21 protein-coding genes are annotated in these 26,067 nt (G+C 64.1%); 16 read left to right on the top strand and 5 right to left on the bottom strand.

All coding sequences use genetic code 11. The annotated features are described in order from the left end of the window. Window positions 1–106: 106 nt before the first annotated feature. Window positions 107–3,634, bottom strand: coding sequence for a transcription-repair coupling factor (mfd, locus tag R2R70_RS01090; protein ID WP_410976996.1), 3,528 nt, complete (start codon window positions 3,632–3,634; stop codon window positions 107–109). A 577-nt stretch (window positions 3,635–4,211) separates the two neighbouring features. On the opposite strand from mfd, the gene R2R70_RS01095 reads away from it, so the two are divergent. The 11 genes from R2R70_RS01095 to R2R70_RS01145 all read left to right on the top strand — a co-directional run bounded on the left by R2R70_RS01095 (window position 4,212) and on the right by R2R70_RS01145 (window position 15,466). Beyond that, complete coding sequence (locus tag R2R70_RS01095; RefSeq protein WP_043331922.1) at window positions 4,212–5,660, top strand: glyceraldehyde-3-phosphate dehydrogenase; 1,449 nt, start codon at window positions 4,212–4,214, stop codon at window positions 5,658–5,660. A 341-nt stretch (window positions 5,661–6,001) separates the two neighbouring features. After that, window positions 6,002–7,351 (top strand): Na(+)-translocating NADH-quinone reductase subunit A, encoded by a 1,350-nt coding sequence (locus tag R2R70_RS01100; RefSeq protein ID WP_054555019.1) that lies wholly within the window; start codon window positions 6,002–6,004, stop codon window positions 7,349–7,351. Then, window positions 7,351–8,583 (top strand): NADH:ubiquinone reductase (Na(+)-transporting) subunit B, encoded by a 1,233-nt coding sequence (locus R2R70_RS01105; protein WP_043331920.1) that lies wholly within the window; start codon window positions 7,351–7,353, stop codon window positions 8,581–8,583. Before R2R70_RS01100 ends, R2R70_RS01105 begins: the two co-directional genes overlap by 1 nt. Window position 8,584: 1 nt before the next feature. Continuing rightward, a complete protein-coding gene (locus R2R70_RS01110) occupies window positions 8,585–9,367 on the top strand; it encodes a Na(+)-translocating NADH-quinone reductase subunit C (RefSeq protein ID WP_043331918.1) in 783 nt (260 codons plus the stop codon). 2 nt (window positions 9,368–9,369) lie between these two features. Further along, complete coding sequence (locus tag R2R70_RS01115; RefSeq protein ID WP_043331917.1) at window positions 9,370–10,038, top strand: NADH:ubiquinone reductase (Na(+)-transporting) subunit D; 669 nt, start codon at window positions 9,370–9,372, stop codon at window positions 10,036–10,038. 1 nt (window position 10,039) lies between these two features. Further along, a complete protein-coding gene (nqrE, locus tag R2R70_RS01120; protein WP_043331916.1) occupies window positions 10,040–10,660 on the top strand; it encodes an NADH:ubiquinone reductase (Na(+)-transporting) subunit E in 621 nt (206 codons plus the stop codon). 25 nt (window positions 10,661–10,685) lie between these two features. Then, window positions 10,686–11,918 (top strand): NADH:ubiquinone reductase (Na(+)-transporting) subunit F, encoded by a 1,233-nt coding sequence (gene nqrF / locus R2R70_RS01125; RefSeq protein WP_043331915.1) that lies wholly within the window; start codon window positions 10,686–10,688, stop codon window positions 11,916–11,918. 3 nt (window positions 11,919–11,921) lie between these two features. After that, a complete protein-coding gene (locus tag R2R70_RS01130; protein ID WP_410976997.1) occupies window positions 11,922–12,995 on the top strand; it encodes an FAD:protein FMN transferase in 1,074 nt (357 codons plus the stop codon). A gap of 233 nt (window positions 12,996–13,228) precedes the next feature. Continuing rightward, window positions 13,229–13,480: a (Na+)-NQR maturation NqrM gene (gene nqrM / locus R2R70_RS01135; protein ID WP_043331913.1), complete on the top strand. Its 252-nt coding sequence runs from the start codon at window positions 13,229–13,231 to the stop codon at window positions 13,478–13,480. A 132-nt stretch (window positions 13,481–13,612) separates the two neighbouring features. Then, window positions 13,613–15,004, top strand: a complete 1,392-nt coding sequence (sthA, locus tag R2R70_RS01140) for a Si-specific NAD(P)(+) transhydrogenase (protein WP_043331912.1) — start codon at window positions 13,613–13,615, stop codon at window positions 15,002–15,004. 129 nt (window positions 15,005–15,133) lie between these two features. Then, window positions 15,134–15,466, top strand: coding sequence for a YrhK family protein (locus tag R2R70_RS01145; protein WP_054555017.1), 333 nt, complete (start codon window positions 15,134–15,136; stop codon window positions 15,464–15,466). 57 nt (window positions 15,467–15,523) lie between these two features. Here R2R70_RS01145 and R2R70_RS01150 read toward each other — a convergent pair whose 3' ends face one another. The 3 genes from R2R70_RS01150 to R2R70_RS01160 all read right to left on the bottom strand — a co-directional run bounded on the left by R2R70_RS01150 (window position 15,524) and on the right by R2R70_RS01160 (window position 18,665). Next, window positions 15,524–16,393, bottom strand: a complete 870-nt coding sequence (locus tag R2R70_RS01150; RefSeq protein ID WP_043331911.1) for a DNA replication terminus site-binding protein — start codon at window positions 16,391–16,393, stop codon at window positions 15,524–15,526. Between the two features lie 290 nt (window positions 16,394–16,683). Beyond that, window positions 16,684–17,604: a carbon-nitrogen hydrolase gene (locus R2R70_RS01155; protein WP_410976998.1), complete on the bottom strand. Its 921-nt coding sequence runs from the start codon at window positions 17,602–17,604 to the stop codon at window positions 16,684–16,686. Then, the gene (locus R2R70_RS01160; RefSeq protein ID WP_410976999.1) at window positions 17,604–18,665 is read right to left on the bottom strand and encodes an agmatine/peptidylarginine deiminase; all 1,062 of its coding nucleotides are present in this window, start codon (window positions 18,663–18,665) and stop codon (window positions 17,604–17,606) included. Before R2R70_RS01160 ends, R2R70_RS01155 begins: the two co-directional genes overlap by 1 nt. Window positions 18,666–18,918: 253 nt before the next feature. Between R2R70_RS01160 and R2R70_RS01165 the strand changes: the two genes are divergently transcribed. Both R2R70_RS01165 and R2R70_RS01170 read left to right on the top strand, forming a co-directional pair. Continuing rightward, window positions 18,919–20,163, top strand: coding sequence for a lipoprotein-releasing ABC transporter permease subunit (locus R2R70_RS01165; RefSeq protein ID WP_043332064.1), 1,245 nt, complete (start codon window positions 18,919–18,921; stop codon window positions 20,161–20,163). A gap of 52 nt (window positions 20,164–20,215) precedes the next feature. Beyond that, window positions 20,216–20,938 carry an ABC transporter ATP-binding protein gene (locus R2R70_RS01170; RefSeq protein ID WP_054555014.1) on the top strand — a complete coding sequence of 241 codons (723 nt, stop codon included), beginning with the start codon at window positions 20,216–20,218 and terminating at the stop codon, window positions 20,936–20,938. A 95-nt stretch (window positions 20,939–21,033) separates the two neighbouring features. On the opposite strand, the gene R2R70_RS01175 is transcribed toward R2R70_RS01170, so the two are convergent. Next, window positions 21,034–21,615, bottom strand: coding sequence for a DUF2062 domain-containing protein (locus R2R70_RS01175; protein ID WP_043331907.1), 582 nt, complete (start codon window positions 21,613–21,615; stop codon window positions 21,034–21,036). Window positions 21,616–21,816: 201 nt separating this feature from the next. On the opposite strand from R2R70_RS01175, the gene R2R70_RS01180 reads away from it, so the two are divergent. From R2R70_RS01180 to R2R70_RS01190, 3 genes are all read left to right on the top strand, one after another. Then, window positions 21,817–24,735 (top strand): ComEC/Rec2 family competence protein, encoded by a 2,919-nt coding sequence (locus R2R70_RS01180; protein ID WP_410977000.1) that lies wholly within the window; start codon window positions 21,817–21,819, stop codon window positions 24,733–24,735. A 107-nt stretch (window positions 24,736–24,842) separates the two neighbouring features. Continuing rightward, entirely contained in the window at window positions 24,843–25,622 is a 780-nt protein-coding gene (locus R2R70_RS01185) for a MotA/TolQ/ExbB proton channel family protein (RefSeq protein WP_082388116.1), read from the top strand. Further along, window positions 25,619–26,044 carry an ExbD/TolR family protein gene (locus R2R70_RS01190; RefSeq protein ID WP_043331906.1) on the top strand — a complete coding sequence of 142 codons (426 nt, stop codon included), beginning with the start codon at window positions 25,619–25,621 and terminating at the stop codon, window positions 26,042–26,044. Before R2R70_RS01185 ends, R2R70_RS01190 begins: the two co-directional genes overlap by 4 nt. Window positions 26,045–26,067: the final 23 nt, after the last annotated feature.

Genomic DNA, 26,067 nt, shown 5'->3' on the forward strand with positions numbered 1-26,067 from the left:
AAAAACGGCCTGCATCCGCGATGCAGGCCGTTTTCATGTTCCGCTCACGCTCACGCTCACGCTCACGCTCAAGTTCATGCCCAGGCGCCTGGCAGCGCAGGGCGCGTCAGGCCGCCTTGGTCTTGGCGTTGAGCAGATCCAGCAAGGTCTCGCAGAAGCTGAAGCGCGCCTCGGCGTCATTCATGTCGGTGGCGAAACGCAGCGTGTCGGCGCCTTCCAGCTTGTAGACATCCGACTGGCGCTGGATCAGGTTGACCAGCGTCAGCGGATCGACCGGCGTCTGGGCGCCGAAGATGATGCGACCGCGCCCGGCGCCGGCCTCCAGCTTGATGATGCCCAGCGCCTGGGCGCGCTGGCGCAGCTGGGTCTGGCGGAACAGCGTCTTGACCGGCTCCGGCAGCAGGCCGAAGCGGTCGATCATCTCGACCTGCAGTTCGCGCAGGTCGCTTGCGTTCTCGGCGTTGCTGATGCGCTTGTACATCATCAGGCGCTGCTGGACGTCATGCAGATAATCGGCCGGAATCAGTGCCGGCAGATTGAGGCTGACCTCGACGCCTTCATCCAGCGGTGACTCGATATTGGGCGTCTTGCCCGCCTTGATGGCCTTCACGGCGCGATCCAGCATCTCCATGTACAGCGAGTAGCCGATGGTTTCCATCTGGCCGGACTGCTCGTCACCCAACAGCTCACCCGCGCCGCGGATCTCCATGTCATGGGAGGCCAGCGTGAAGCCGGCGCCGAGGTCCTGGGATTCGCTGATCGCCTCCAGGCGCTTGACCGCATCGCGGGTCATCGCCTTGGGGTGAGGGGTCAGCAGGTAGGCGTAGGCCTGGTGATGCGAGCGCCCGACGCGCCCACGCAGCTGGTGCAGCTGGGCCAGGCCGAACTTGTCGGCGCGCTCGATGATGATGGTGTTGGCGCTCGGGATGTCGATGCCGGTCTCGATGATGGTCGAGCACACCAGCACGTTGAAGCGCTTGTGATAGAAGTCCGACATGCGCCGCTCCAGGCTGCGCTCCGGCAGCTGGCCGTGGGCGACGCCGACATTGGCCTCCGGCACCAGCTCCGCGATGCGCGCGGCGCTCTCCTCGATGGTCTTGACCTCATTGTGCAGCACGTAGACCTGCCCGCCGCGCAGCAGCTCGCGCAGGATGGCTTCCTTGACCACGCCGTCGTTGCGCTGCTGGACGAAGGTCTTCACCGACAGGCGGCGCGCCGGTGGCGTGGCGATGATGGACAGGTCGCGGATGCCGCTCATCGCCATGTTCAGCGTGCGCGGAATCGGCGTGGCGGTCAGGGTCAGGATGTCGACCTCGGCGCGCAGGCTCTTGAGGCGCTCCTTCTGGGAGACGCCGAAGCGGTGCTCCTCATCGATGATCAGCAGCCCCATGTTGGGCAGCTCCAGCGACTTGGAAAGCAGCTTGTGGGTGCCGATCACGATATCGGCCTGGCCGTTCCTGATGCGCTCGAGCGAGGCTTCCTGGCCCTTGCCGCTGGTGAAACGCGACAGCAGGGCGATCTCCACCGCGGTGTCGGCGAAGCGATCGCGGAAGTTGTCGTAGTGCTGCTGGGCGAGCAGGGTGGTGGGCACCAGCACCACTACCTGACGGCCGGAGTTGACGGCGAGGAAGGCGGCGCGCATCGCGACTTCCGTCTTGCCGAAGCCGACATCGCCACATACCACGCGGTCCATCGGCTGGGGCGCGCACATGTCCTGGATCACCGCGCCGATGGTCTGCGCCTGGTCCGGGGTTTCCTCGAAGGGGAAGCTGGCCGCGAAGCGTGCGTAGTCCTCGGCGGGGAAGTCGCAGGCATGGCCGACACGCGCCTCGCGGCGTGCATAGACATCCAGCAGCTCGGCGGCGGTATCGCGGATCTTCTCGGCGGCCTTGCGCTTGGCCTTCTCCCATTGCTCGGAGCCCAGCTTGTGCAGCGGCGCCAGCTCGTCACTGGCCCCGGAATAGCGCGAGATCAGGTGCAGGCTGTCCACCGGCACGTAGAGCTTGGCGCCATCGGCGTATTCGAGCGCGAGGAACTCGGCCTCCTGACCCCCGGCGTTGATGGTCTCCAGCCCCAGATAGCGGCCGACGCCGTGGGTGTGGTGCACCACCGGCGCGCCTTCACGCAGCTCCGAGAGGTGGCGCACGGCCAGCTCGTTGTCATCGGTGGCGCGCGCCTGGCGGCGGCTCTGACGTACCACTTCGCCGTAGAGCTCGGTCTCGGTGATGACCACCAGCCCCTTGTGGCTGTCGATGTCATCGCTGGACAGGGCATCTTTTGCCTGTGCGCTGGCCACCCAGGTGCCATGCGTCAGGCCACCGACGGTCAGGCCGACGGCGGCTGGGCTGTCCACGAAGTGCTCGAAGCTTGCGAAGTCATCCAGGCTGCGCAGCCCGAAACCGCGCAGCAGCGGGGTGAGCTGCTCCTCGACGACTTCGCGGCGGCCCTGGGTCTCGGCGACGAACAGCACGCGCTGGGCATGCTCGCCGTTCAGGCGCTGCTTGAGGAAGCTGGCCAGGGCCTGGGTCGGGTCGGCGCTGCGCGCATCGATGGCAAGGCTCGGCAGTGTCTGGTGGCCGAATTCGATGGCGTGGGCATTGGGCTCGCGTACCAGCTCGATTCGCTCGTGCTGCTTGATCAGGCCCAGCAGCTCATTGACCGGCACGAAGGCGCGGTGCGGTGGCAGCAGCGGGCGTGTCGGGTCGACGCCCAGATTGGCGTAGCGGGTGGTGATGGCGTCCCAGTGGCTCTCGGCCGCTTCGCGCACGCCGGGCAGCATGGCGATGCGCAGCTCGTCGCCCATGTGATCAAAGAGCGTCGCGGTCTCGTCGAAGAACAGCGGCAGGTACTGCTCGAGCCCCGGCGAGGGGATGCCCTTGATGGCGTCGTTGTAGAGAATGCACTGGCGCGGGTCGACATCGAACAGCGTCTCGAAGCCCTCGCGGAAGCAGGCGATGGCGCCACGCGTCAGCGGGTATTCATGTGCGGGCAGAATCTCGATCGCCTCGACCTTGTCGCCACTGCGCTGGGTGTCAGGGTCGAAGGCACGCAGGGTGTCGATCTCGTCATCGAACAGGTCGATGCGCAGCGGTTGTTCGCTGCCCATGGGGAACAGGTCGATCAATGCGCCGCGCAGGGCGTATTCGCCCGGCTCGTAGACCGTCTCCACCGCGCGGTAACCGGCCCGCGACAGGCGTGAGCGGAAGTCCTCACGATTGAGGATGTCACCCTTGGCGAGACTGAAGACCTGGCCTGCGATGTAATCCACCGGCGCGAGGCGCTGCATCAGGGTGTTGACTGGCACCGGCACGATGGCGCGGCGGCTGGTCTGCAGGGTGCGCAGGGTGCGCAGACGCTCCGAGACGATGTCTTGGTGCGGCGAGAAGCTGTCGTAGGGCAGCGTTTCCCAATCGGGGAAGGGCAGCAGGCGCTCGGGATGGCGCGTATAGAAGCGCAGGTCGGCTTCCAGGCGCTGGGCGCTGGCGGTGTCCGGCGTGATGACCATCAGCGGCGCTTCATCAGCATCGGCCAGGCGCGCCAGCCCCAGCGCCGCGGCGCTGGGGTCATTGAGCATCCAGAAGGTGGTTTCGCGGCGCGAGCGCGGCAACGGGGGCGTCAGCGGAGTCTCGAACATGGGCTCTGGTGTCTTGTGTCCTGGGCTTGGGCGCAACGCCTTGCGGCGTTCACGGCACGGGATGACGTCACGGGCAGGGCCCGAGTGAATAAGGTGCTGGGTCAGTCGCTCACGGTGAACGGCCCACGCATGCAGATGACGCTGAGCGACTCATGGGCGCAAGGCAGTCTCTCGGGTGCACGGCACGCTCAAAAGCGCGCGGCATACTCCGGAGAGCGACAAGGCAGGCGCGATGCCTCGGCTTGCCAGGCGCGCTTCAACGCAAGCTGTCGCAGCGCAAGGGGCCGCAACGTCAGTCGCCGCCATGAAAGGAGTCGCGCTTGATCATAGCAAGTCAGTCGCTATATGGGGGCAAGTGATGCGCTTTTCAGCACCGTGGACACAGATGGCCGAGCGCGGGATGGGGGAAACGCTTTTGTAGTCAAATCGTTGATTCTGTAGCACTACTACCCTGCGTGCGACCATCCTTTCATTGTGGTGCATAGCCGCGTTACGCATACTCAGCTGGCCTTGTCCGGCGTCGCCAAGCGCTCGGTGACGACCATCATTATTTGCCCGCACGTGAGAGGATGCACCCGTGAGCCAAGAGAATCTCGAAGCCTGTTTCAAGCAGTGGCAGGACAATGAAGCCCTCGCGGAGCAGATGATCCCGCTGTTGGGAGATCTCTACCGCCGCTTCAACGTCGTGCCCTCCATCTACGGGCGTTCGCTGATCAATCGCTCGATGGTGCGCATCCTCAAGAACCACCGTTGGGTGCGCAAGGCCGAAGGCGTCGAGCTGTCAGTGGAAGACACCTTCCCGCTGGTGCGCGCGATGATCGAGCTCAACCTGGGTCCGGCCCACGTCGACATCGGCAAGCTGGCGGTCGCCTTCAAGCGTTCTGACGAGACGGACATCACCGCCTTCCTCAAGCGTGAGCTGGCCGACATCGTCGGTGGCTACGTCGAAGGCGGCATGGGCGGCGACCCGAAGGATGTCGTCCTGTATGGCTTCGGGCGTATCGGTCGCCTGTTGGCGCGCATCATGATCGAGAAGGCCGGCGGCGGTAACCTGCTGCGTCTGCGCGCCATCGTGGTGCGTGGCAGCAAGGATGATCTTGAGAAGCGGGCCAGCCTGCTGCGTCGCGACTCGGTGCACGGTCCCTTCGAGGGTAGCATCACCGTCGATGAAGAAAACTCGGCGCTGATCGTCAACGGCAACTACATCAAGATCATCTACGCCAATTCGCCCACCGAGATCGATTACACCGCGCACGGCATCGACAACGCCATCGTGGTCGACAACACCGGCAAGTGGCGTGACGAAGCGGGCCTGGGTCAGCACCTGGAGTGCAAGGGCGTGGCCAAGGTGCTGCTGACGGCACCGGGCAAGGGCGATCTCAAGAACATCGTCTACGGCGTCAACCACACCGACATCAGCGATGATGACCGCATCATCTCCGCGGCTTCCTGTACCACCAACGCCATCGTGCCGGTGCTGAAGGTGCTGCACGACGAGTACGGTGTCAGCCAGGGTCACGTCGAGACGGTGCACTCCTACACCAACGACCAGAACCTGATCGACAACTTCCACAGTGGTGACCGTCGTGGCCGTGCCGCGGCCCTCAACATGGTGTTGACCGAGACCGGCGCCGCCAAGGCCGTCGCCAAGGCACTGCCGGAGCTTTCCGGCAAGCTGACCGGCAACGCGATCCGCGTGCCGACGCCCAATGTCTCGATGGCGATCCTCAACCTGACGCTGAACACCGCAAGCGACGCCGAGCGCATGAACGACTTCCTGCGCACCGCCTCGCTGCATTCCTCGCTGCAGAAGCAGATCGACTACGTCGATTCCTGTGAAGTGGTGTCCTCGGACTTCGTCGGCAACCGCCATTCCGGCATCGTCGATGGCCAGGCGACCATCGTCACCGACAAGCAGGCCGTCGTGTACGTATGGTACGACAACGAGTTCGGTTACAGCTGTCAGGTGGTGCGTATTCTGCAGCACATGTCCAACGTGCGTTTCAGCTACTTCCCGACGCGCTGAGTCAATGCGCCGCGTCTGTGGCGTGACTTGCGAAAAATTGAAATAAATACCTGCTGTTACAACGCCCCCGCCCTCAATGATGGCGGGGGCGTTGGCGTTTTCGGCGTGTGCACCACTTTAGTGTCGTATGGTCTTTCCGGCCTCGCATCTTTATAATGAGCCGGATTTTTTTGGGCCGGTCCAATCTCTGGGCTACACCTCCAACCGTCTGATAAGAAAAGCATTCACATTGCCTGATACGCGAAAATCGCGAGGTTGCCTGGTCAATTATCGGCCTCGAGGCGTATCTACGATGGGTGATCTTTCCTGAACAACATCAGATCCGACAATTGGGCGAGTCTATGATCGAAGTCAAACGTGGCCTGGATCTCCCCATCGCCGGGGCGCCGGAGCAGCGTATCGAGGATGCGCAGCCCGTTCGTCGCGTAGCGATCCTGGGTGTTGACTACGTCGGCATGAAGCCGACGATGGAAGTCCGTGAAGGGGACAAGGTGAAGCAGGGGCAACTCCTGTTCACTGACAAGAAGACCCCGGGCGTCCGTTACACCGCGCCTGCTGCCGGTACTGTGGTCGAGATCAATCGTGGCGAGAAGCGCAAGCTTCTGTCCGTGGTCATCGAGATCGACGCGCAGGGCGAAGCTGTGGAATTCACTGCACATGGCGACGCCGCCATTGCAGGTCTCGAACGTCAGGTCGTGGTCGACCAGCTGGTCGAGTCCGGCCTGTGGACGGCGCTGCGTACCCGCCCGTTCTCGCGCGTGCCGGCGCTGGATGCCAAGCCGGCAGCCATCTTCGTCACCGCCATCGATACCCATCCGCTGTCCGCGGATCCGGCCGTGGTGCTCAAGGGCCAGGAAGCCGCTTTCCGTCAGGGTCTTGTCGCACTGACGCGTCTGACCGAAGGCAAGGTGTTCCTGTGCCAGGCACCGGGTGCTGATATCCCGGGTGGCGACGTCTCCGGTGTGGTCAGCGAGTCCTTCAAGGGCCCGCACCCGGCGGGTCTGCCGGGCACGCACATCCATCACCTCGCACCGGTCAGCCTGCAGCGTCAGGTCTGGCATGTCGGTTATCAGGATGTGGTCGCCATCGGTACGCTGCTGGCGGAAGGTCGCCTGGACACCACGCGCGTCATCGCCGTCGGTGGCCCGCGTGCCACCAAGCCGCGTCTGCTGCGCACCCGTCTGGGCGCCAGCACCGAAGAGCTGCTCAAGGGCGAAGTCGAGCAGCCGGAAGACACGCGTGTCATCTCCGGTTCGGTGTTCTCCGGCCTGACCTGTGAAGGGGCGCTGCGTTTCGTCAGCCGCTACCACAATCAGGTGAGCCTGCTCGAGGAAGGCAACAAGCGTGCCTTCATGGGCTGGCTGTCGATGGGCGCCAAGCGTCACTCGGTGCTGGGTATCTACCTGTCGAAGCTGACTGGTCTGACCGACTACCGCCCGAACACCTCCACCAACGGCTCCGAGCGTGCCATGGTGCCGGTGGGCGCGTACGAGGCGGTCATGCCGCTGGACATTCTGCCGACGCAGCTGCTGCGTTCGCTGATCGTGGGTGATATCGAGACCGGCATGCAGCTTGGCTGCCTGGAGCTTGATGAAGAGGACCTCGCGCTGTGCACCTACGTGTGCCCGGGCAAGTACGAGTACGGTCCCATCCTGCGTGACAACCTCACCACGATCGAGAAAGAGGTCTGATGATGGGCATTCGACAGACTCTGGATAACCTGGAGCCGCACTTCCACAAAGGTGGCAAGTACGAGAAGTTCTACGCGCTCTACGAAGCCGTGGACACCATTTTCTATGCGCCGGCGAGCGTCACGCGCAGCACCACTCACGTGCGTGATGGCATCGACCTGAAGCGCATCATGATCACGGTCTGGATGTGCACCTTCCCGGCCATGTTCTTCGGCATGTACAACGCCGGTCTGCAGGCCAACGAGGCCATCGCTGGCGGTTACAGCGCACTGGGCGGCTGGCGTGAAGCCATCGTCATGCTGCTGGCGGGTAGCCACGATGCCGGCAGCGTGTGGGCCAACTTCATTCTGGGGGCCACCTACTTCCTGCCCATCTATCTGGTGACCTTCGCGGTCGGCGGGTTCTGGGAAGTGCTGTTCGCGATGCGTCGCGGCCACGAGGTCAACGAAGGCTTCTTCGTCACCTCGGTACTGTTCGCCCTGACACTGCCGGCGACCATTCCGCTGTGGCAGGTCGCGCTCGGTATCACCTTCGGTGTGGTGATCGGCAAGGAAGTCTTCGGCGGTACCGGCAAGAACTTCCTCAACCCGGCACTGTCCGGCCGTGCCTTCCTGTACTTCGCCTACCCGGCCAGCATTTCCGGCGACGCGGTATGGGTGCCGGCAGACGGCTTCACCGGTGCGACCGCGCTCTCCACTGCCGCGCAGGATGGCATGGGTGCCCTGATGCAGCAGATGAGCTGGACCGACGCCTTCCTCGGCTTCATTCCGGGCTCGGTGGGTGAGGTCTCCACACTGGCGATCTTCCTCGGTGCCGCAGTGCTGCTGTGGACGCGTATCGCCTCGTGGCGAATCATGCTGGGCGTCCTGCTGGGCATGATCGCGACCTCGGCGCTGTTCAATGCCATCGGCAGCGACACCAATGCCATGTTCGAGATGCCGTGGTACTGGCACATGGTCATCGGCGGCTTCGCCTTCGGTATGGTCTTCATGGCCACCGATCCGGTCTCCGCGTCCATGACCAACAAGGGCAAGCTGGTATTCGGTGCACTGATCGGCGTGATGACCGTGCTGATCCGTGTCGCCAACCCGGCCTTCCCGGAGGGCATCATGCTGGCGATCCTGTTCGCCAACCTGTTCGCTCCGCTGATCGACCACTTCGTCGTGCAGGCCAACATCAAGCGCCGCGTCAAGCGCGAGACTGCCGGCATCGCGAACGAGGAGACCGTCTGACATGGCCAGCAACAACTCCATCAAGAAAACCCTCGGCGTCGCGCTCGGGCTGTGTATCGTCTGCTCGGTGGTGGTTTCCACCGCAGCGGTCGTGCTGCGTCCGATGCAGATGACCAATGCCGAGCTGGACCGCAAGAGCAACATTCTCGCGGTCGCCGAGCTGCTGCAGCCGGGCGAAGACATCGGTCAGCAGTTCCGTGACAAGGTCACCGCCAAGGTGGTGGACCTGGATTCCGGTGAATACGTCGACGACATCGACCCGGAGAAGTACGACCAGGCCAAGATGTCCAAGGACCCGGCCACCTCACGCACCCTGTCTGGCGATGAAGACCTGCCGGGCATCAAGCGTCGTGAGCAGTACTCCGTGGTCTACCTGGTCGGCGATGTCGAGCAGCCGGACGAGATCATCGTCCCGGTGCGCGGCAACGGCCTGTGGTCAATGATGTACGGCTATCTGGCACTGAAGGGTGACGGCAACACCGTGGTCGGTCTCTCCTTCTACCAGCAGGGCGAAACTCCGGGGCTTGGCGGCGAAGTCGACAACCCGAAGTGGAAGGCCCAGTGGGATGGCAAGAAGATCTATCCCGAAGGCAGCATGGACCCGGAAGTGCACCTGAAGAAGGGCGGCGTGAATCCGTCTTCTCCGGATGCCAAGTACCAGGTCGATGCGCTGTCAGGGGCTACCCTGACCAGCAACGGCGTGACCAACCTGTTGCAGTTCTGGATGGGTGAGAATGGCTTCGCCAAGTACCTGACCCAGTTCCGTGACGTCAAAGGAGCGTAATGATGGCAGCCGAAACTCCTAAAGGTGTCCTGACGACGCCGATCTTCAAGAACAACCCCATCGCGCTGCAGATCCTCGGTATCTGCTCCGCGCTGGCGGTGACCAACTCGATGAACACCGCCCTGATCATGGGTATCGCGGTGTGCCTGGTGACAGCGTTCTCCAGCATGTTCATCTCGTTGATCCGCAATCACATCCCGTCGTCCATCCGCATCATCGTGCAGATGACGATCATTGCCTCGCTGGTCATCGTGGTCGACCAGTCGCTGAAGGCCTTCGCCTTCGAGACGTCCAAGCAGCTGTCGGTCTTCGTCGGTCTGATCATCACCAACTGCATCGTGATGGGTCGCGCTGAAGCCTACGCCATGCAGAATGGCCCGACGATGAGCTTCATCGACGGTATCGGCAACGGTCTCGGTTACACCGTGATCCTGCTGGTGGTCGGCTTCGTGCGTGAGCTGTTCGGTTCCGGCTCCCTGTTCGGCGTGACCATCCTGCAGACCGTCAACGACGGTGGCTGGTACATCCCGAACGGCCTGATGCTGCTGCCGCCGTCCGCGTTCTTCGTCATCGGTCTGTTCATCTGGGTGCTGCGCAGCATCTACCCGGAGCAGGTCGAGAAGGCGGAGTACAAGATTACCGCCAACACCAAGATCAAGGAGGCTGTGTAACATGTTCGAACACTATCTGAGCCTGTTCATCAAGGCCGTGTTCGTCGAGAACATGGCACTGGCCTTCTTCCTGGGCATGTGTACCTTCCTGGCGGTGTCCAAGAAGATCCAGTCCGCGATCGGTCTGGGCGTGGCCGTCATCGTCGTGCTGGCGGTGACCGTTCCGGTCAACAACCTGATCCTGAACTACCTGCTGCGTGAAGGCGCGCTGACCTGGACGGGTCTGGAAGGGGCGGAGAGCATCGACCTGTCCTTCCTGGGCTACCTGTCCTACATCGGCGTCATCGCGGCGATCGTCCAGATCCTCGAGATGTTCCTCGACAAGTTCGTGCCGGCGCTCTACAACGCGCTGGGCGTGTTCCTGCCGCTGATCACGGTCAACTGCGCCATCCTCGGTGCGGCCCTGTTCATGGTGCAGCGTGACTACACCTTCGGTGAGTCCGTCATCTATGGCGTGGGTGCCGGCTTCGGTTGGGCGCTGGCCATCGCTGCACTGGCCGGTATCCGCGAGAAGCTCAAGTACTCTGACGTGCCGGCTGGCCTGCAGGGTCTGGGCATCACCTTCATCACCGTTGGCCTGATGTCGCTGGGCTTCATGTCCTTCTCCGGCGTCCAGCTGTAACGCAACCGAGCATAAGGAAATCGAAATGGTAGATACCTCCATCATCGTGCTCGGCGTCGTCATGTTCACCGTGGTCGTTATCGGCCTGGTGCTCGTGATTCTCGCGGCACGCAGCAAGCTGGTCTCGAGTGGTGACGTCCAGATCGAGATCAACAACGACCCCGCCAACACCCTGACGACCCAGGCTGGCGGCAAGCTGCTGCAGACCCTGGCCGCCAATGGCATCTTCCTGTCCTCCGCCTGTGGTGGCGGTGGCTCCTGTGCCCAGTGCAAGTGCCGGATCTCGGAAGGCGGCGGTTCCATCCTGCCGACCGAAGAATCCCACTTCACCATGGGTGAGAAGAAGGAAGGCTGGCGCCTGTCGTGCCAGGTCCCGGTCAAGCAGGACATGAAGATCGAAGTGCCGGAAGAGATCTTCGGCGTGAAGAAGTGGGAAACCACCGTCACCGCCAACCCGAACGTCGCGACCTTCATCAAGGAGCTGAACCTGCAGCTGCCGGAAGGCGAGGAAGTCAACTTCCGCGCCGGTGGTTACGTGCAGCTGGAAGCGCCGGCCTACGACATCAAGTTCTCCGACTTCGACATCGAAGAGGAGTATCGTGGTGACTGGGAGAAGTTCGGCCTGTTCAACGTTCAGCACAAGAACGAAGAGCCGGTCATCCGCGCTTATTCCATGGCGAACTATCCGGAAGAGTACGGCATTCTGAAGTTCAACATCCGTATCGCCACTCCGCCGCCGAATTCCCAGCATCCGCCGGGTCTGATGTCCACCTACGTCTTCTCGCTGAAGCCGGGTGACAAGGTGACCGTGATGGGGCCGTTCGGTGAGTTCTTCGCCAAGGACACCGACGCCGAGATGGTCTTCATCGGTGGTGGTGCCGGCATGGCGCCGATGCGCAGCCATATCTTCGATCAGCTCAAGCGTCTGAATTCCAAGCGCAAGATGTCGTTCTGGTACGGTGCGCGCTCCATGCGCGAGTCGTTCTACAACGAGGAATACGACAAGCTGGCCGAAGAGAACGAGAACTTCGAATGGCACCTGGCGCTGTCCGATCCGCAGCCTGAGGACAACTGGGAAGGCCCGACGGGCTTCATCCACAACGTCCTGTACGAAAACTACCTCAAGGACCACCCGGCACCTGAGGATTGCGAGTACTACATGTGCGGGCCGCCCATGATGAATGCCGCCGTCGTCAAGATGCTCACCGACATGGGTGTAGAGCCGGAGAACATCCTGCTCGATGACTTCGGTGGTTGATCGATGATGTCACGCGTCGCAAGACGACTGGCAGGGCCGGCCCTCATGGGGCTGGCCCTGCTGGTTGCAGGCTGTGAAAATTCCAGCAACCCTGAGTTGCATCGCTTCGCCGGCCCCATCTTCGGCACCGGGTTCCATGTCACGGTGGCTGCGGACCTGGACGCCGATGAGGTGGCGTCGCTCAAGCAGGCGAGCCTCGAGGCGCTCGACAAGGTCGACTGGCAGATGTCGACCTACAAGGACGCCTCGGAGCTCTCGAAGCTGAATCAAGCGCCGCTGGATACGCCGATCACGCTGTCGGATGGCCTGGCGCAGGTGCTGGCCGAGTCGCAGGACATCGGCAAGCGCTCCGACGGGGCCTTCGATATCACCGTCGGCCCGGCCGTCAATCTGTGGGGCTTCGGCCCGGATGAGCGTCTCGACAAGGCGCCGAGCGATGAACAGATCGCGCAGGCGCTCGAGAAGGTCGATCATCTGGCGCTGGAGCTCGATGGCAATACGGTGATCAAGCGCAAGCCGGTGTATGCCGACCTGTCGGGGATCGCCAAGGGCTATGGAGTGGACAGAGTCGCCGATGTGCTCGAGGCCAATGGCATCGAGAACTATCTGGTCGAAGTCGGTGGCGAGATTCGCGTCAAGGGTGAGAAGCCCGGCCACAAGCCGTGGCGTATCGCCATCGAAGCGCCGAAGTCTTTCGAGCGCTCGGTGCAGCGGATCATCGATCCCGGCAATGCCGCGGTTGCCACCTCCGGTGATTACCGCAACTATTTCGAGCAGGACGGCGTACGTTACTCGCACACGATCGATCCGCGTACCGGTCGACCGATCCAGCACAGTCTGGCCTCGGTCACCGTGATCACGCCGGATTGCGCGAGTGCGGACGCCTGGGCCACGGCACTCAACGTGCTGGGCGCCGAGAAGGCAATGACGATCGCAGATCGCGAGAACATTGCCGCCTATTTCATTGTCAAAACGGATGATGGCTTCAAACAGTCCTGGAGTCCGGCATTCGCGCCCTACCTGAAGGACGCGCCGGCGACAGGCGACACGAAGCCCGCAGATGAAGCCGGCGCCTGAGCCCGGTCTATCGAGAGCCGGTCTGCCAAGAGCCGGTCTGCCGAGAGGCAGCCGGCCGGGTTTTCTCATCTGCCATCTGTCGAGACACGCCTCCGACAGGGTCGGGTGCTCAGATTGCATGGCATCTTCTGGATGCTGTCCTGAAGGATCCACAGGATCGACAGGGAGCAAGCTGCGCTGGAGCCGACCCGCGCGAGAGGTTCACAATGGGGCCATGCCCCGGGAGGAATGACATGACGATCTGGTTACTGGTGTTCGCCGCGATGTTGCTGCTGATTGGCGTGATGGCCGTCGGTGTCCTGATGGGCCGCAAGCCGATCGCCGGCTCCTGCGGTGGTCTCAACAACCTCGGGCTCAAGGATGGCTGTGACATCTGTGGCGGCAAGGACGAGGAGTGCGAGAAGGAGCAGGATCGCCAGCGTCTGATGGCAGAGAGTGGCGGCAAGCCGGCCAGCGATCTGGCCTACGACGCCGCACGTCGCTGATTTCTGCTCTGATGGCTCAGAGCCCGCCGGCCGCAAGGCCTGCTACCGGCCCTGACATGGCAGTGTCACCGCGAGGTGAGACCGTACGTGTCAGGGCCGGTCTACGAACAATCAAGGAGCAAAGCGAGTCTCATGGCAGTCTATAACTACGATGTCGTCGTGATCGGTACCGGTCCGGCAGGGGAAAGCGCGGCAGTCAACGCGGCCAAGCATGGCAAGCGTGTCGCCGTGATCGAGGCTCAGTCTTCCGTGGGCGGCAACTGCACCCACAAGGGCACCATCCCTTCCAAGGCGCTGCGCCACGCGGTCAAGCAGATCATCGAGTTCAACACCAATCGCATGTTCCGCGATATCGGCGAGCCGCGCTGGTTCTCCTTCCCCAAGGTGCTGGAGCGTTCACGCCGCACCATCGAGCAGCAGGTCGAGATGCGCACGCGCTTCTACGCCCGCAATCGCATCGATGTGTTCTTCGGTACCGCGCGCTTCAAGGACGAGCACACCGTCGTGGTGCGCGATGCCCATGAAGGGGTCGAGGAGCTGCACGCGGAGAAGGTCGTGATCGCCACCGGCTCGCGTCCCTACCGCCCGGCGGACGTCAACTTCCGCCACCCGCGCATCTACTGCTCCGACACCATCCTGGGCCTGTCGCACACGCCGCGCACGTTGATCATCTACGGCGCCGGTGTCATCGGCTCCGAGTACGCCTCGATCTTCTCCGGCCTTGGCGTCAAGGTCGACCTGATCGATACGCGTGATCGTCTGCTGTCGTTTTTGGATAACGAGATTTCCGACGCACTGTCCTATCACCTGCGCAACAACGGCGTGCTGGTGCGTCACAACGAGGAATACGATCGCATCGAGGGCGATGAGTCCGGCGTGGTCGTGCACCTCAAGTCCGGCAAGAAGCTGCGTGCTGACGCCTTCCTGTGGGCCAACGGTCGTACCGGCAACACCGACAGCCTTGGTCTCGAGAATGTCGGCCTGCAGGCCAACGGCCGCGGTCAGCTGACCGTCGATGATCAATACCGCACCGAGCTGGACCACGTCTATGCGGTGGGCGATGTGATCGGCTGGCCGAGCCTGGCATCCGCCGCCTACGATCAGGGCCGCTTCGCCTCGGCCAACCTGCTGGGGGAAGAGTTCAAGTTCGTCAATGAGGTGCCGACCGGCATCTACACCATCCCCGAGATCAGCTCGGTGGGGCGTGGCGAGTCCGAACTGACCGAGGCGCGCATCCCCTACGAAGTGGGGCAGGCGTTCTTCAAGGACACCGCCCGCGCCCAGATCACCGGCGATACCGTCGGCATGCTCAAGATCCTGTTCCATCGCGATACGCTGGAAATTCTCGGCATCCACTGCTTCGGTGACCAGGCGTCCGAGATCGTCCACATCGGTCAGGCCATCATGCAGCAGAAGGGTGAGGCGAATACCCTCAAGTACTTCGTCAACACCACCTTCAACTACCCGACCATGGCGGAAGCCTACCGGGTCGCGGCCATGAATGGACTCAACCGTCTGTTCTGAGCGGCGCGAGCCTCGCGCCCGCTGACTTGAAGGCACACCACAAGGCCCCGACATCATTGATGTCGGGGCCTTGTGGTTGTCGGGCTCCCAACTGGGAAACCTTGTTGATGAGCCTTGAGGAAATCACGCATGCAGGATGATTCGCAGCAACACGACACTCGCCAGTCGGGCACGCAGTCACGCGAGACACTGCAGGATGATCCGACCTCGGACCTCACGCTGCGCCTCGGCCATGAGGAGCTGATCATTCACCGCCGTTATGAGCTGGCCAGCATCATCAATGAGCTGGTGCTGGGCCTGCTGTTCACGATCGGCAGCGTGTGCTTCTTCTGGGAAGAGTGGATGACGCTGGGAATCTGGCTGTTCGTGATCGGCTCGCTGCAGCTGACGCTCAAGCCGGTGATTCGCCTGGCGCGCCGCATGCACCTCAAGCGGATGCCCGAATCGGCGCTGGACCTCTAGCAGGCGTCTTCACGGCCTGACTGTCTCTCTGGCTCTCTGGCTCTCTTGCTCTGGAGGTCAGCGATAGCGATGCACGCGCAGACTCTTGAGGAAGGGCGTGTCCTCGATGCGCACGTCGCCGCGGCGGGCGCGGGTGCGCTCGGTGGGCGGCGTCGGGCTTGGCTGGTTGAGAGCGGGCAGGCGCAGGTCATCATGCGGCAGGAACAGCGGCAGAGAGACATTCAGCGCGCGGCGCGTACGTAGCTCGCCGTCTTCGCGCATCACCGGCTCACGGTAGAACAGGTTGGCGCGCATCAGCGGCGCCTGGGGCTGAATGCGGGCCAGAATCTCATCCGATGGCAAGCCAGCGAGTAGCTTGAGCTGCAGGCGTACGTGCTCGGCCTCGGTATCCAGCTTCATCAGCAAGGCTTCACACTCCGCCACGCTGACGCGCTGGATCGAACGCCCGGAGCTGTACCAGGCGAAGCGCACCCGCGCCACCGGCGCCTCTGCCACCGGCACTCGTCGCCAGCACTGCTTGAGATGCAGCCGCGCCAGTCCATCGCCCCTCAGGTGCTGATTCAGTCCCGGATGGCGGAAGGGCAGAATCGCCTTCAGCTCGGCCAGCTGGTCGGGATACTTCTCGCGCAGCTCGGCGAAGAGTTCCGCCAGCTGCTCCTTGGCGGCGTTGAGCGCCGCGACGCGCTCGATCACCGTCGGGCCTGCGGCGACCACGCCCAGATAGGGGCGGGTGACTCGGCCGTCCTGGCCATCCTGATACCACACGTCCTGCAACGCCTGGCTGAGCCATTCGCTATCGGCACTGACGCCATCCAGCCGCCAGAGTGGCGAATTCTCTTCTCTGACCGCGGTGATGACCTGATCGGCGGCACTGATCTGCGTATCGAAGGCCGCTTCTATTCTGGCCATCAACTGGTATTCGGGCATGCTCTGCGTCCTGATTGCAGCAAGGGAGACGTGATTTTTTATCGCGTTATCTTGTTTAGCCTAGCGTGACCGGGATGGCAAGTCAGACCATGGCGGCATGCGCGGACAGAAGAGGGGCTCCGAGAGACTGAATCACCCGGATGGAGTGACGGGAGAGGCCGGCTGCGCCGGCGCCGACAGACCGAAACAGAAGAGGGCGCCACGCTGGGCGCCCTCCTGTCTCTGCGGGGGTCTGTGTGATCTCGACAGGGCGCTGTTGTCAGGCCGGCACCTGCAAAAGCCCGATGGGCTCAGCGGTCGCGATAGCGCTCGGTGAGATCACCATAGGCATCGATGCGACGATCGCGCAGGTAAGGCCAGATGCGGCGCACATCTTCGCCGCGCGCCAGGTCCACATCGACCAGCAGTTCCTCGGGCTCGGTGCCGCCATGCGCCAGCAGCTCGCCCTGGGGGCCGCAGATGAAGCTGCCGCCCCAGAACTGGATGCCTTCGCTGGCAGGCGTCGGGTCCGCTTCGTGACCGACCCGGTTGGCGACGATCACCGGCACGCCATTGGCGACGCCGTGGCTGCGCTGGATCAGGGTCCAGGCATCCTTCTGGCGCGTCTGCTCGGCTTCATCGTCACGCGGGTCCCAGCCGATGGCGGTGGGGTAGAGCAGCATCTCGGCACCGGCCAGCGCCATCAGGCGTGCGCCTTCGGGATACCACTGGTCCCAGCAGACCTGCACGCCCAGACGGCCGACCGAGGTGTCGATGGGCTCGAAGCCGCGGCGCGGGGACTGTGCGCTGGGTGCATCGCCCGGCGTGAAGTAGAACTTCTCGTAGAAGCCGGGATCATCCGGAATGTGCATCTTGCGGAAGGTGCCGACCAGGCCAGCGGCCTTGTCGAGTACCACGGCGGTATTGTGATACACCCCAGCCGCGCGGCGCTCGAAGATGGAGCCGACGATCACCAGGCCGAGTTCGGCGGCCAGGCTGGCCAGACGCTGGGTGGTCGGGCCTTCGAGGGGTTCGGCGAGATCGAATATCTCGGTGTCTTCGGTCTGGCAGAAGTAGTGGCTGGCATGCAGCTCCTGCAGCATCACCAGCTCAGCGCCATCGGCGGCAAGGCGACGAATGGCGGCTTCGCTGGCCGCCAGGCTTGTGTCCTTGTCGGGCCAGCCCTGTTGCTGGACGACACCGACCTTGAGTGTACGGCGGGAAGCAGTCATCACAGTGCTCCTTGAGAGGTGTTCGAGGTGGCCAGCGTGCCCTTGGGCAGTTGCATGGTCATGCAGTGCAGGCTGCCATGCTGGCGAATCACGGCGCGGCAATCGACCGGAATGATGTCACGCTTGGGGAAGGCGCTGGCGAGGGCCTTGAGGGCGATCATGTCGTGACGATCGGCGTAGGTCGGCACCAGCACGGCCCCGTTGATGATCAGGAAGTTGGCGTAGGTCGCCGGCAGGCGATGGCTGTCGTCCGGGTCGAAGCAGGCATCCGGCCACGGCAGCGGCACCAGGAAGTACGGGTCGCCATTGGCGTCGCGCAGTGCTTCAAGCTCGGCTTCCATCGCCTTGAGCGCCGGGTAATGCGGGTCGTCGCGATCATCGCAGCGGACATAGGCGATGGTGCGCGGGTCGCAGAAGCGCGCCAGGGTGTCGACATGGCTGTCGGTGTCATCGCCTTCCAGATGACCATTGGCGAGCCACAGCACGCGTTTGACCCCGAAATCGGCCTTGAGTTGCGCCTCGACCTGGGCGCGGCTCAGGCCGGCATTGCGGTTGTCGTTGAGCAGGCAGGCCTCGGTGGTCAGCAGGGTGCCCTGGCCGTCGCTCTCGATGCCGCCGCCTTCCAGAATGAAGTCGCGGCTTTCCACCGGGCTTGCGTAAGCCCCCTGCGCGGCGAGGGCGCGGGTCAGGGCGTTGTCGCGGGCGGCCTCGAACTTGCCGCCCCAGCCGGTGAAGGTGTAGTCGAGCAGCACCGGCTGGCCATCACGTTCGACGGTGATGGGGCCATGGTCGCGCGTCCAGGTGTCATTCAGTGGCGCCACGAAAAGATGCAGGCGCTCGGCGGGCACGCCGAAACCGGCGAAGCGTGCGGCAAGGCGTTCGCGGGTGGCGTCATCGCTGACGCTGATCAGTACGTGCTGATAGCGGCTGATGGCGATCACCATGGCCTCGCAGGTGGCTTCGATGCTCTCGAGCATCTCGCTCCAGTCACTGTGCGGGCTGGGCCAGCTGAGCTGGATGGCGTCCTGCGGGTGCCATTCGGCGAGCAGACGGGTGGCCATGGGCATCTCCCTGATGAAGAGGTAACGATAAAGGCGCAAGCCGCAATGCCGCGGACTCGGCGCGCGATGATAGCAGAGCCATGCGCCGACGCTAGCCCTGTGGTGTCTGACGTGCACATGTCTTGCCATGCTGGCGGTTCATGTTGGCCACAGACGAAGGCTGGCAAACTGCGTTCGAATATGGCTCCATGCGCCGAGCCTGCGGAATGCGTATCATGGCCCGCGACCCTGACCCAAGGAATCGACTTCGATGCTGCTGGATCGCCTACCCTTTCTGATCGGCCTGCGCTATACCCGCGCCAAGCGCCGTAACCATTTCATTTCCTTCATTTCCTTGACCTCGATGCTGGGGCTGTCGCTGGGCGTCGCCGTGCTGATTCTGGTGCTGTCGGTGATGAACGGCTTCGACCACGAGCTGCGCACCCGCGTGCTGGGCATGGTGCCGCATGTGCGCGTCGAGGCGCGTGACAGCGTCACCGACTGGGAGACGCTGGCCGGCAAGCTGCGCGAGAAGCCGCATGTCGTCGGCGCGGCGCCCTATATCGAGCAACAGGGCATGTTCACCACCAACGGCCGCAACAAGGGCGCGTTGGTCACCGGCATCGATCCGTCCGCGGAGGACCAGGTCTCGATCATCAGCGAGCACATGGTGCAGGGCAGCCTGGCGGATCTCACGCCCGGCAGCTGGGGCATCGTGATGGGCGAGCTGCTGGCACGCAACCTGGGCGTCGGCGTGGGAGATCGAGTCACGCTATTGGTGCCCGAGGCCTCCATCACGCCCGGGGGCATCTTCCCGCGCCTCAAGCGCTTCACGGTAACCGGTATCTTCAAGGTCGGCGCGGACGTCGATGCCAGCCTTGCCTACACCGATATCTCGGACATGGCCAAGCTGGCGCGCTTCAAGGAAGGCGACGTCCAGGGGGTGCGCCTGAAGCTCGATGACCTGTTCAGCGCCGATCAGGTCACCCGCGACATCGTCAGCCAGCTGGGGCCGCAGTATCGCGGCATGGACTGGAAGCGCACCCACGGCAACCTGTTCGCCGCCATCCAGATGGAGAAGAACATGATCGGCCTGCTACTGATGGTGATCGTCGCCGTCGCGGCCTTCAACATCGTCTCGACGCTGGTGATGATGGTGACGGACAAGCACGCTGACATCGCCATCCTGCGTACCCTCGGGGCCAGGCCCGGTTCCATCATGGGCATCTTCATCGTGCAGGGGCTGACCATCGGCGTGATGGGCATCATCATCGGCGCCATCGCCGGTGTGGCGCTGGCGCTGAGCGTCTCCGACATCATCGCCTGGGTGCAGTCGACCTTCGGTATCCAGTTCCTGGACCCCAACGTCTACTTCATCAGCTATCTGCCATCGCGCCTCGAGATGAGCGACATGGGCATCATCATCGGCTCCGCGCTGGTGCTGAGCTTCCTGTCGACGCTGTATCCGGCCTGGCGCGCCTCGCGCATCCAGCCGGCGGAGGTGCTGCGCTATGAGTAATCCGTCGACACCGTCTGATGCATCCATCCGTTCTGCTGCTGGAGACACCGCCATGCCGACGCCGGCTTCTGACACTCACGCGCCGGGTCAGGCCCACGGCAAGCCGATGCTGATCTGTGAGCGCCTGAGTCGCAGTTACGATGAGGGCCCGCAAGAGGTGCAGGTGCTCGACGAGCTGGAGCTGCGCGTGCATGCCGGCGAGCGAGTCGCCGTCGTCGGCAGCTCCGGCTCCGGCAAGACCACGCTGCTCAATCTGCTCGGCGGGCTGGACCATCCCAGTCAGGGCATCGTGAAGGTGGCCGGCCAGCGCCTGTCCGAACTCAGCGAGTCGGCGCTGGGCAGCTTCCGCAATCAGCACATCGGTTTCGTGTATCAGTTCCACCACCTGCTGGCGGAATTCAGTGCCGAAGAGAACGTGGCGATGCCGTTGATCATCCGTGGTCACAAGCGCGCCGAGGCTGCCGTCAAGGCGCGCAAGCTGCTGGAGCGGGTCGGCATGGCGCCGCGCGCCGACCACAAGCCGGGCGAGCTGTCCGGGGGCGAGCGTCAGCGCGTCGCCATCGCGCGTGCGCTGGTGACCGACCCGAGCCTGGTGCTGATGGACGAGCCGACCGGCAACCTGGATCAGACCACGGCGGCGCGCATTCTCGAGCTGATGGATGACATCGCACGTGAAGCGCAGGCAGCCTTCATCATCGTGACCCACGACAACGGTCTGGCCGCGCACCAGCACCGTGTGCTGCGCCTGGACGGCGGCAAGCTGCACGAGGACTGAGTCGAACCGCTGACTGATTCACGCTAGCCAGAAAGCCAAACGCCCCGCCATCGAGAGATGGCGGGGCGTTTTTCATGCGTGTCTGTCGGCAGCGTTCAGAGCTTGTCCGTGTCCTGCTCAGCATTCTGGCGTGACGACTGCTCCTTGCTGCAACGCCTGGCGGCCAGGCGCGCCTTGCGGCGGCTGCGCCAGTTGCGCACCACCTGATAGCGCCACAAGAGGCGGACCAGCATGTTGGCCAGCAGCGCGAGGACGACGGCGCTGACCAGCGAGCCCAGCGCCAGGGCGGGCAGGATGTCTTCCAGCTGGTTGGCGAACCAGGCCGCGGAGACCTGGTCCGGCATCACGCGTGCGGGCGTGTCCAGCATCCAGGCACCTACGCGGTAAGTGGCGTAGTAGACCACCGGCATGGTCAGCGGGTTGGTCACCCACACCAGGCCCACCGACAGCGCGAGGTTGCAGCGCAGTGCCCAGGCACCGAAGGCGGCCACCACCATCTGGAAGGGAATCGGCAGCAGCGCACAGAACAGCCCCACCATGCAGGCATTGGCCACAGTGCGTCGCGACAACGCCCACAGTGCGGGATCGGCGATCAGGTGATGCATGAAGCGCAGCGACTTCTTGCGCTTGAGGGCATCCGGTTCCGGCATGAGCCGCTTGAGTAGACGACGAGGCATGACTTGGCCATTTGGCATTCAACGCCGGCCATTATCCATACATGGCTACAGGACTGCCATGCTGACTGCGCAGTTAACCGATTCGTGATCTGCAACCCGCGTGTCTCGATTCGGCACTGAGTACAGCAAAGCCCGCGCCATGCCTGACGGGCTGCGCCATGGGCGACCTTGCAAGAGGCCAGCAACATGTCAGGCGCCACCGTGAATAAATCGTCCCATTCCACTCGATTCTGGCTGTCACCGGCCTCGCTGGCCCAGCTGCTGGCGGGGCTGGTGGCGGGAATCTGGCTGTCACGCCAGGGCGAGTGGGGCGCGGATTGGCAGTCACGCTCATCGGCAGGGCTCGGCGCGCAAGAGGGTGGGGCGCATGGCTGGGCCACCTTCATGACGCTGAGCGACAACCTGCTGTTGGCCGCCTTGCTGCTCTGCTGGCTGATAGTGGCGGGGGCCTTGGCCGCCATTCCCACCCGTGCTTTCGCGCACCCTGCTCCCGAGGCTGAGTCACGCCGCTCTCGGCTTGGGGCCTTGAGTCTGCGGCTCTCGGCAGCGCTGGGGGTCGGGCTGGTGATCGGCCTTCATCAGCAGCCGCTCGTGATGGCGGAGGCGTTGACGCGCCAGGAGTTGTGGCTGGAAGGCCGGGTCGAGCAGGTCAACCGCGCACTGCCGACGCCTGATGACTCGGTGCGCCTGGTGCTGCGTGTCTCACGCTGTGATCTCTTCCAGACGACGGAGGTCCCCGGCGCGGATGCCGGGCGTCAGGCCGCCTGTCAGCGACTGCTGGATCAGCGGGTCCAGCTTCGGCGCTACTGGCCACGCAAGCTGCCCCGCGATGTAGCGACACGCCAGGCGCTGGCGACTCCCTGGCAGGCCGGTGAGCGTTGGCGCATGGTCGTGCGTCTGGTGCCGCCTCATGGCGCCAGCAACCCGGCCTTCGGGCGCTCAGCGAGCCCAGCGGAGTTTGATCGTGTCGCCTGGCTATGGCGCGAAGGCATCGTTGCCACGGGTTACGTGCGCCAATTGTCCCTTGCGCAGCGCTTGGCGCCACCAGGCGGGCTGGCAGCACTGCGCCTTCATGCCGAGCAGGCTCTGTGGCAGCGCTGTGGCGAAGGCGAGGGCGAGGGCGAGGATAAAGGTGGAGGCGAGGCGCTGGTCGACTGGCCGGGTTCGCCCTGTCGCTGGCTGGCAGCATTGACGCTGGGCAAGGTCTCGGCACTGACCCATGACGACTGGGACACGCTGAACGCCACGGGACTGACGCATCTGGCGGTGGTGTCGGGGCTGCATGTCGGATTGATGGCAAGCCTGGTGCTGGGGCTGAGTTTCGGCGTGCTGCGTCTCTGGCGACCGGGCGGATGGCGATTCAGCGTCGCGCCCTGGTGGCTTGCCTGTCTGGCGGCCTGGAGTTTCGCCTTGCTGGCAGGCCTGGCGCCTCCGGCCCTGCGCGCCGCCTTGATGGTGACGGTCGGGCTTTGGATGGCGAGTGGCCGCAGCGGCCTGGGTGTCTGGCAGGTCTGGATGCTGGCGCTGATTCTGGTGCTGGGGCTAGACCCGCTGGCGCTGTGGCGCCCGGGCACCTGGTTGTCATTCATCGCCGTGGCGGTGTTGCTGTTGGCCTGGCAGGGCCGCTCGCGACCGCGGGGAATGCGCGGCTGGTGTCTGGCCACGTTGCGCAGCCAGTGGTTGCTGACGCTGGTCATGGGTGCGGCCCTGCTGCTTTCGCGCGGCCAGCTGTCCTGGTTGTCGCTGCCGATGAATCTGCTGATGGCGCCCTTGGTGACGCTATTGATCGTGCCGCTTGGCATGCTGGGCTGGGGGCTGGCGGGGCTCGAGCAGCTGTTGCTTACCACGGGACTCGTCCCGTCACGGCCCGCGGCGATGCTCGCCGACGGTGTGTTCAGCGGCGGTCTATGGCAGCTGCTGGCACAGTGCATGGCGCAGACGATGGATGCCTTGTCTTCGCTTGCGTCGACGCAGGGGCGCTGGCCGCAGGCGCCAATGGCGGCGGGCCTGTCGGACGCCACTCCCTCGGCCCTGATCCTGACGCTCGCAGTCATGGCCCTGCTGGGTGCCTGGCTGGCGGAGGGAGTGCCGGGCCTCGATGGCCGTCTGAAGCGCCTGTGTGGCAGCGTGGCACTCTGCTGGGGGCTGTCACTGGCGGTGTTGGCCTTGCCGTGGTCACCGGCGGCGCTGGCCACCGTCGGGCGGGACGCCGGCACGCGCGCGACAGAAGACGCCTCGTTCTCGCCCCGGGCGCCCGCGCTCAGTCTGACGGTGCACGATGTCGGGCAGGGGCTGGCGCTGTCGCTGCACAGTCATCTGGCGTCGAGCGCGAGTGACTCGACAGGCGCGTCACGGCAGGTGCCGAGGCACTGGCGTTACGACCTGGGGGCGGCATCGCGCAATGCCAGCGCCCGTTTGCCGGGGGTAATGCCCGTGGCGGGAGAGCCTATCGGCGTGATCATGAGTCACGGGGATGGCGATCACGCCGGTGGACTGCAGGCCCTGTCTGCCCAGGAGATCGCCGCCTTGTGGGTGCCGGCCGGGCAGCGGGCGCGACTGGAGCGTCAGGTAAACTGGCTCGATGAGGTGGCGATGCGGGAGTGTGTCGCCGGACGCAGCATCACCCTCGGTGAGCTGCAGGGCCAGCCCGTGCGTCTTGAGATGCTGTGGCCGCCAGCAGGGTTGAAGGTCCGACGTGACAACGCGCACTCCTGTGTGGTCTTGATAGCACATGGCGCGCGCCCGCTGGCGTTGCTGACCGGCGATATCGGCCAGCAGCAGGAGCGTGAGTTGCAGGCGACGCTGCGCCAGCGCCTGGCCGGGCGCGACTTGCCGTTGCTGGTGGTCGCACATCACGGCAGCCGCTCCAGCAGCGGTGATGTCTGGCTTGAGAGCCTGGCGGCGCGTCACGCGATTGTCAGCGCCGGTCGCTACAATCCGCATGGTCATCCGCATCCGGACGTGGTGGAGCGTCTGGCGCGTCATGTCGAGTGTCTCTGGCATGTCGGGCTGGATGGTGCCTTGCACTGGGAGTGGTCGCCGCAGGGGGAGCGGCTGCAACCAGCGCGCAGGGCTGGCGGTATCGGAGTGAGGTGCCTTGGGGTAAAATCCGCTGAATGATCAGATGCATGGCGGATTCATACGGCCTGCGCGACAGGGATGGCGCGTGACATCTGACACGACAACAATGGTGCCCGCAGAGGCATCGAGACCAAGGGAGAGGTCACATGCTGGAAGCCTTGTACGCAGGGGGAGTCTTGATGCTCCCCATCCTCGGATGTTCCGTCGTGGCACTGGCCATCATCCTAGAGCGCCTGTGGACGCTGCGTCGTCGACGCATCGCGCCGAAGGGCCTGGGACAGCAGGTGTGTGAACTGATCAGCCAGGGACAGGTCAATGTCTACTGGCTGGAGAGTCATTCGCCGCTGGGCAACGTGCTGGCGGCAGGGCTGCGCAATGCGCGCCTGGGCAATGAGCAGGTACGCGCGCGCATGCAGGAGTCGGCCGTGGCCGTCATCCATGACATGGAACGCTTCCTGAGTCCGCTGGGCACCATCGCCGCCATCACGCCGCTTTTGGGGCTGCTGGGCACGGTGGTCGGCATGATCGACGTCTTCGCCGTGATCGTCGATGCGGGCAGCGCCGAGCGCGCCCAGGAGCTGGCCGGCGGGATTTCCCAGGCGCTGGTGACGACGGCGTCCGGTTTGACGGTGGCGATTCCGGCACTGATGTTCCATCGCTATTTCCAGCGCTGTGTCGAGGACATCACCGTCAACATGGAGGAGCAGGCAGGGCAGGTGGTGGAGTATATCTCGCACCACCAGGGCGAGCTCGGGCTGGCCGAGAGCCATGACGGCATCGACCGTCGCCCGGGCCAGCGCCCCGGTCAGGTGCCGGAGCCCCATGAGCGCCTGCCGGAAGACTTGCCGGCCTACATGCGTCGTGACGCCGATGACCCCTATGGTGGCGATGATGGCAAGGGGGCAGGTGCCGGGAGGCCGTCATGAGGTTTCCGCGTCGCCAGCGTGAGTCGGTGGAGGTCAATCTCACCCCGCTGATCGACGTGGTGTTTCTGCTGCTGATCTTCTTCATGGTCTCGACCACCTTCGATAGCCGTCGAGCGCTGGACCTGATCCTGCCGCAGTCCAGTCAGGCCAGCGCGGTAGAGCAGGCGCCCTTGATCCTGAGCATCGGGGCGTCAGGTGATTTTACGCTCGGCGAGGCAAGCCTCGGCGAGGATGAACTGGGAGCGCAACTTGCGCAGTACAAGGACCAGGCAGATCGCTTCGGGTTGATCCTCGAAGCCGATGGCCGCACGCCCCACGCCAAGGTGGTCACGGCGCTGGACGCCGCCGCTGAAGTGGGTATCACCCGTGTGCGCATCAGTACGCGTATCGGGACGGAATCATCATCACCGGATGCCCCATGAGGGCGCCGCCCAAGTCTATGGAG

Source organism: Cobetia sp. SIMBA_158, assembly GCF_046566945.1.
Taxonomy (GTDB): Bacteria; Pseudomonadota; Gammaproteobacteria; order Pseudomonadales; family Halomonadaceae; genus Cobetia; species Cobetia amphilecti.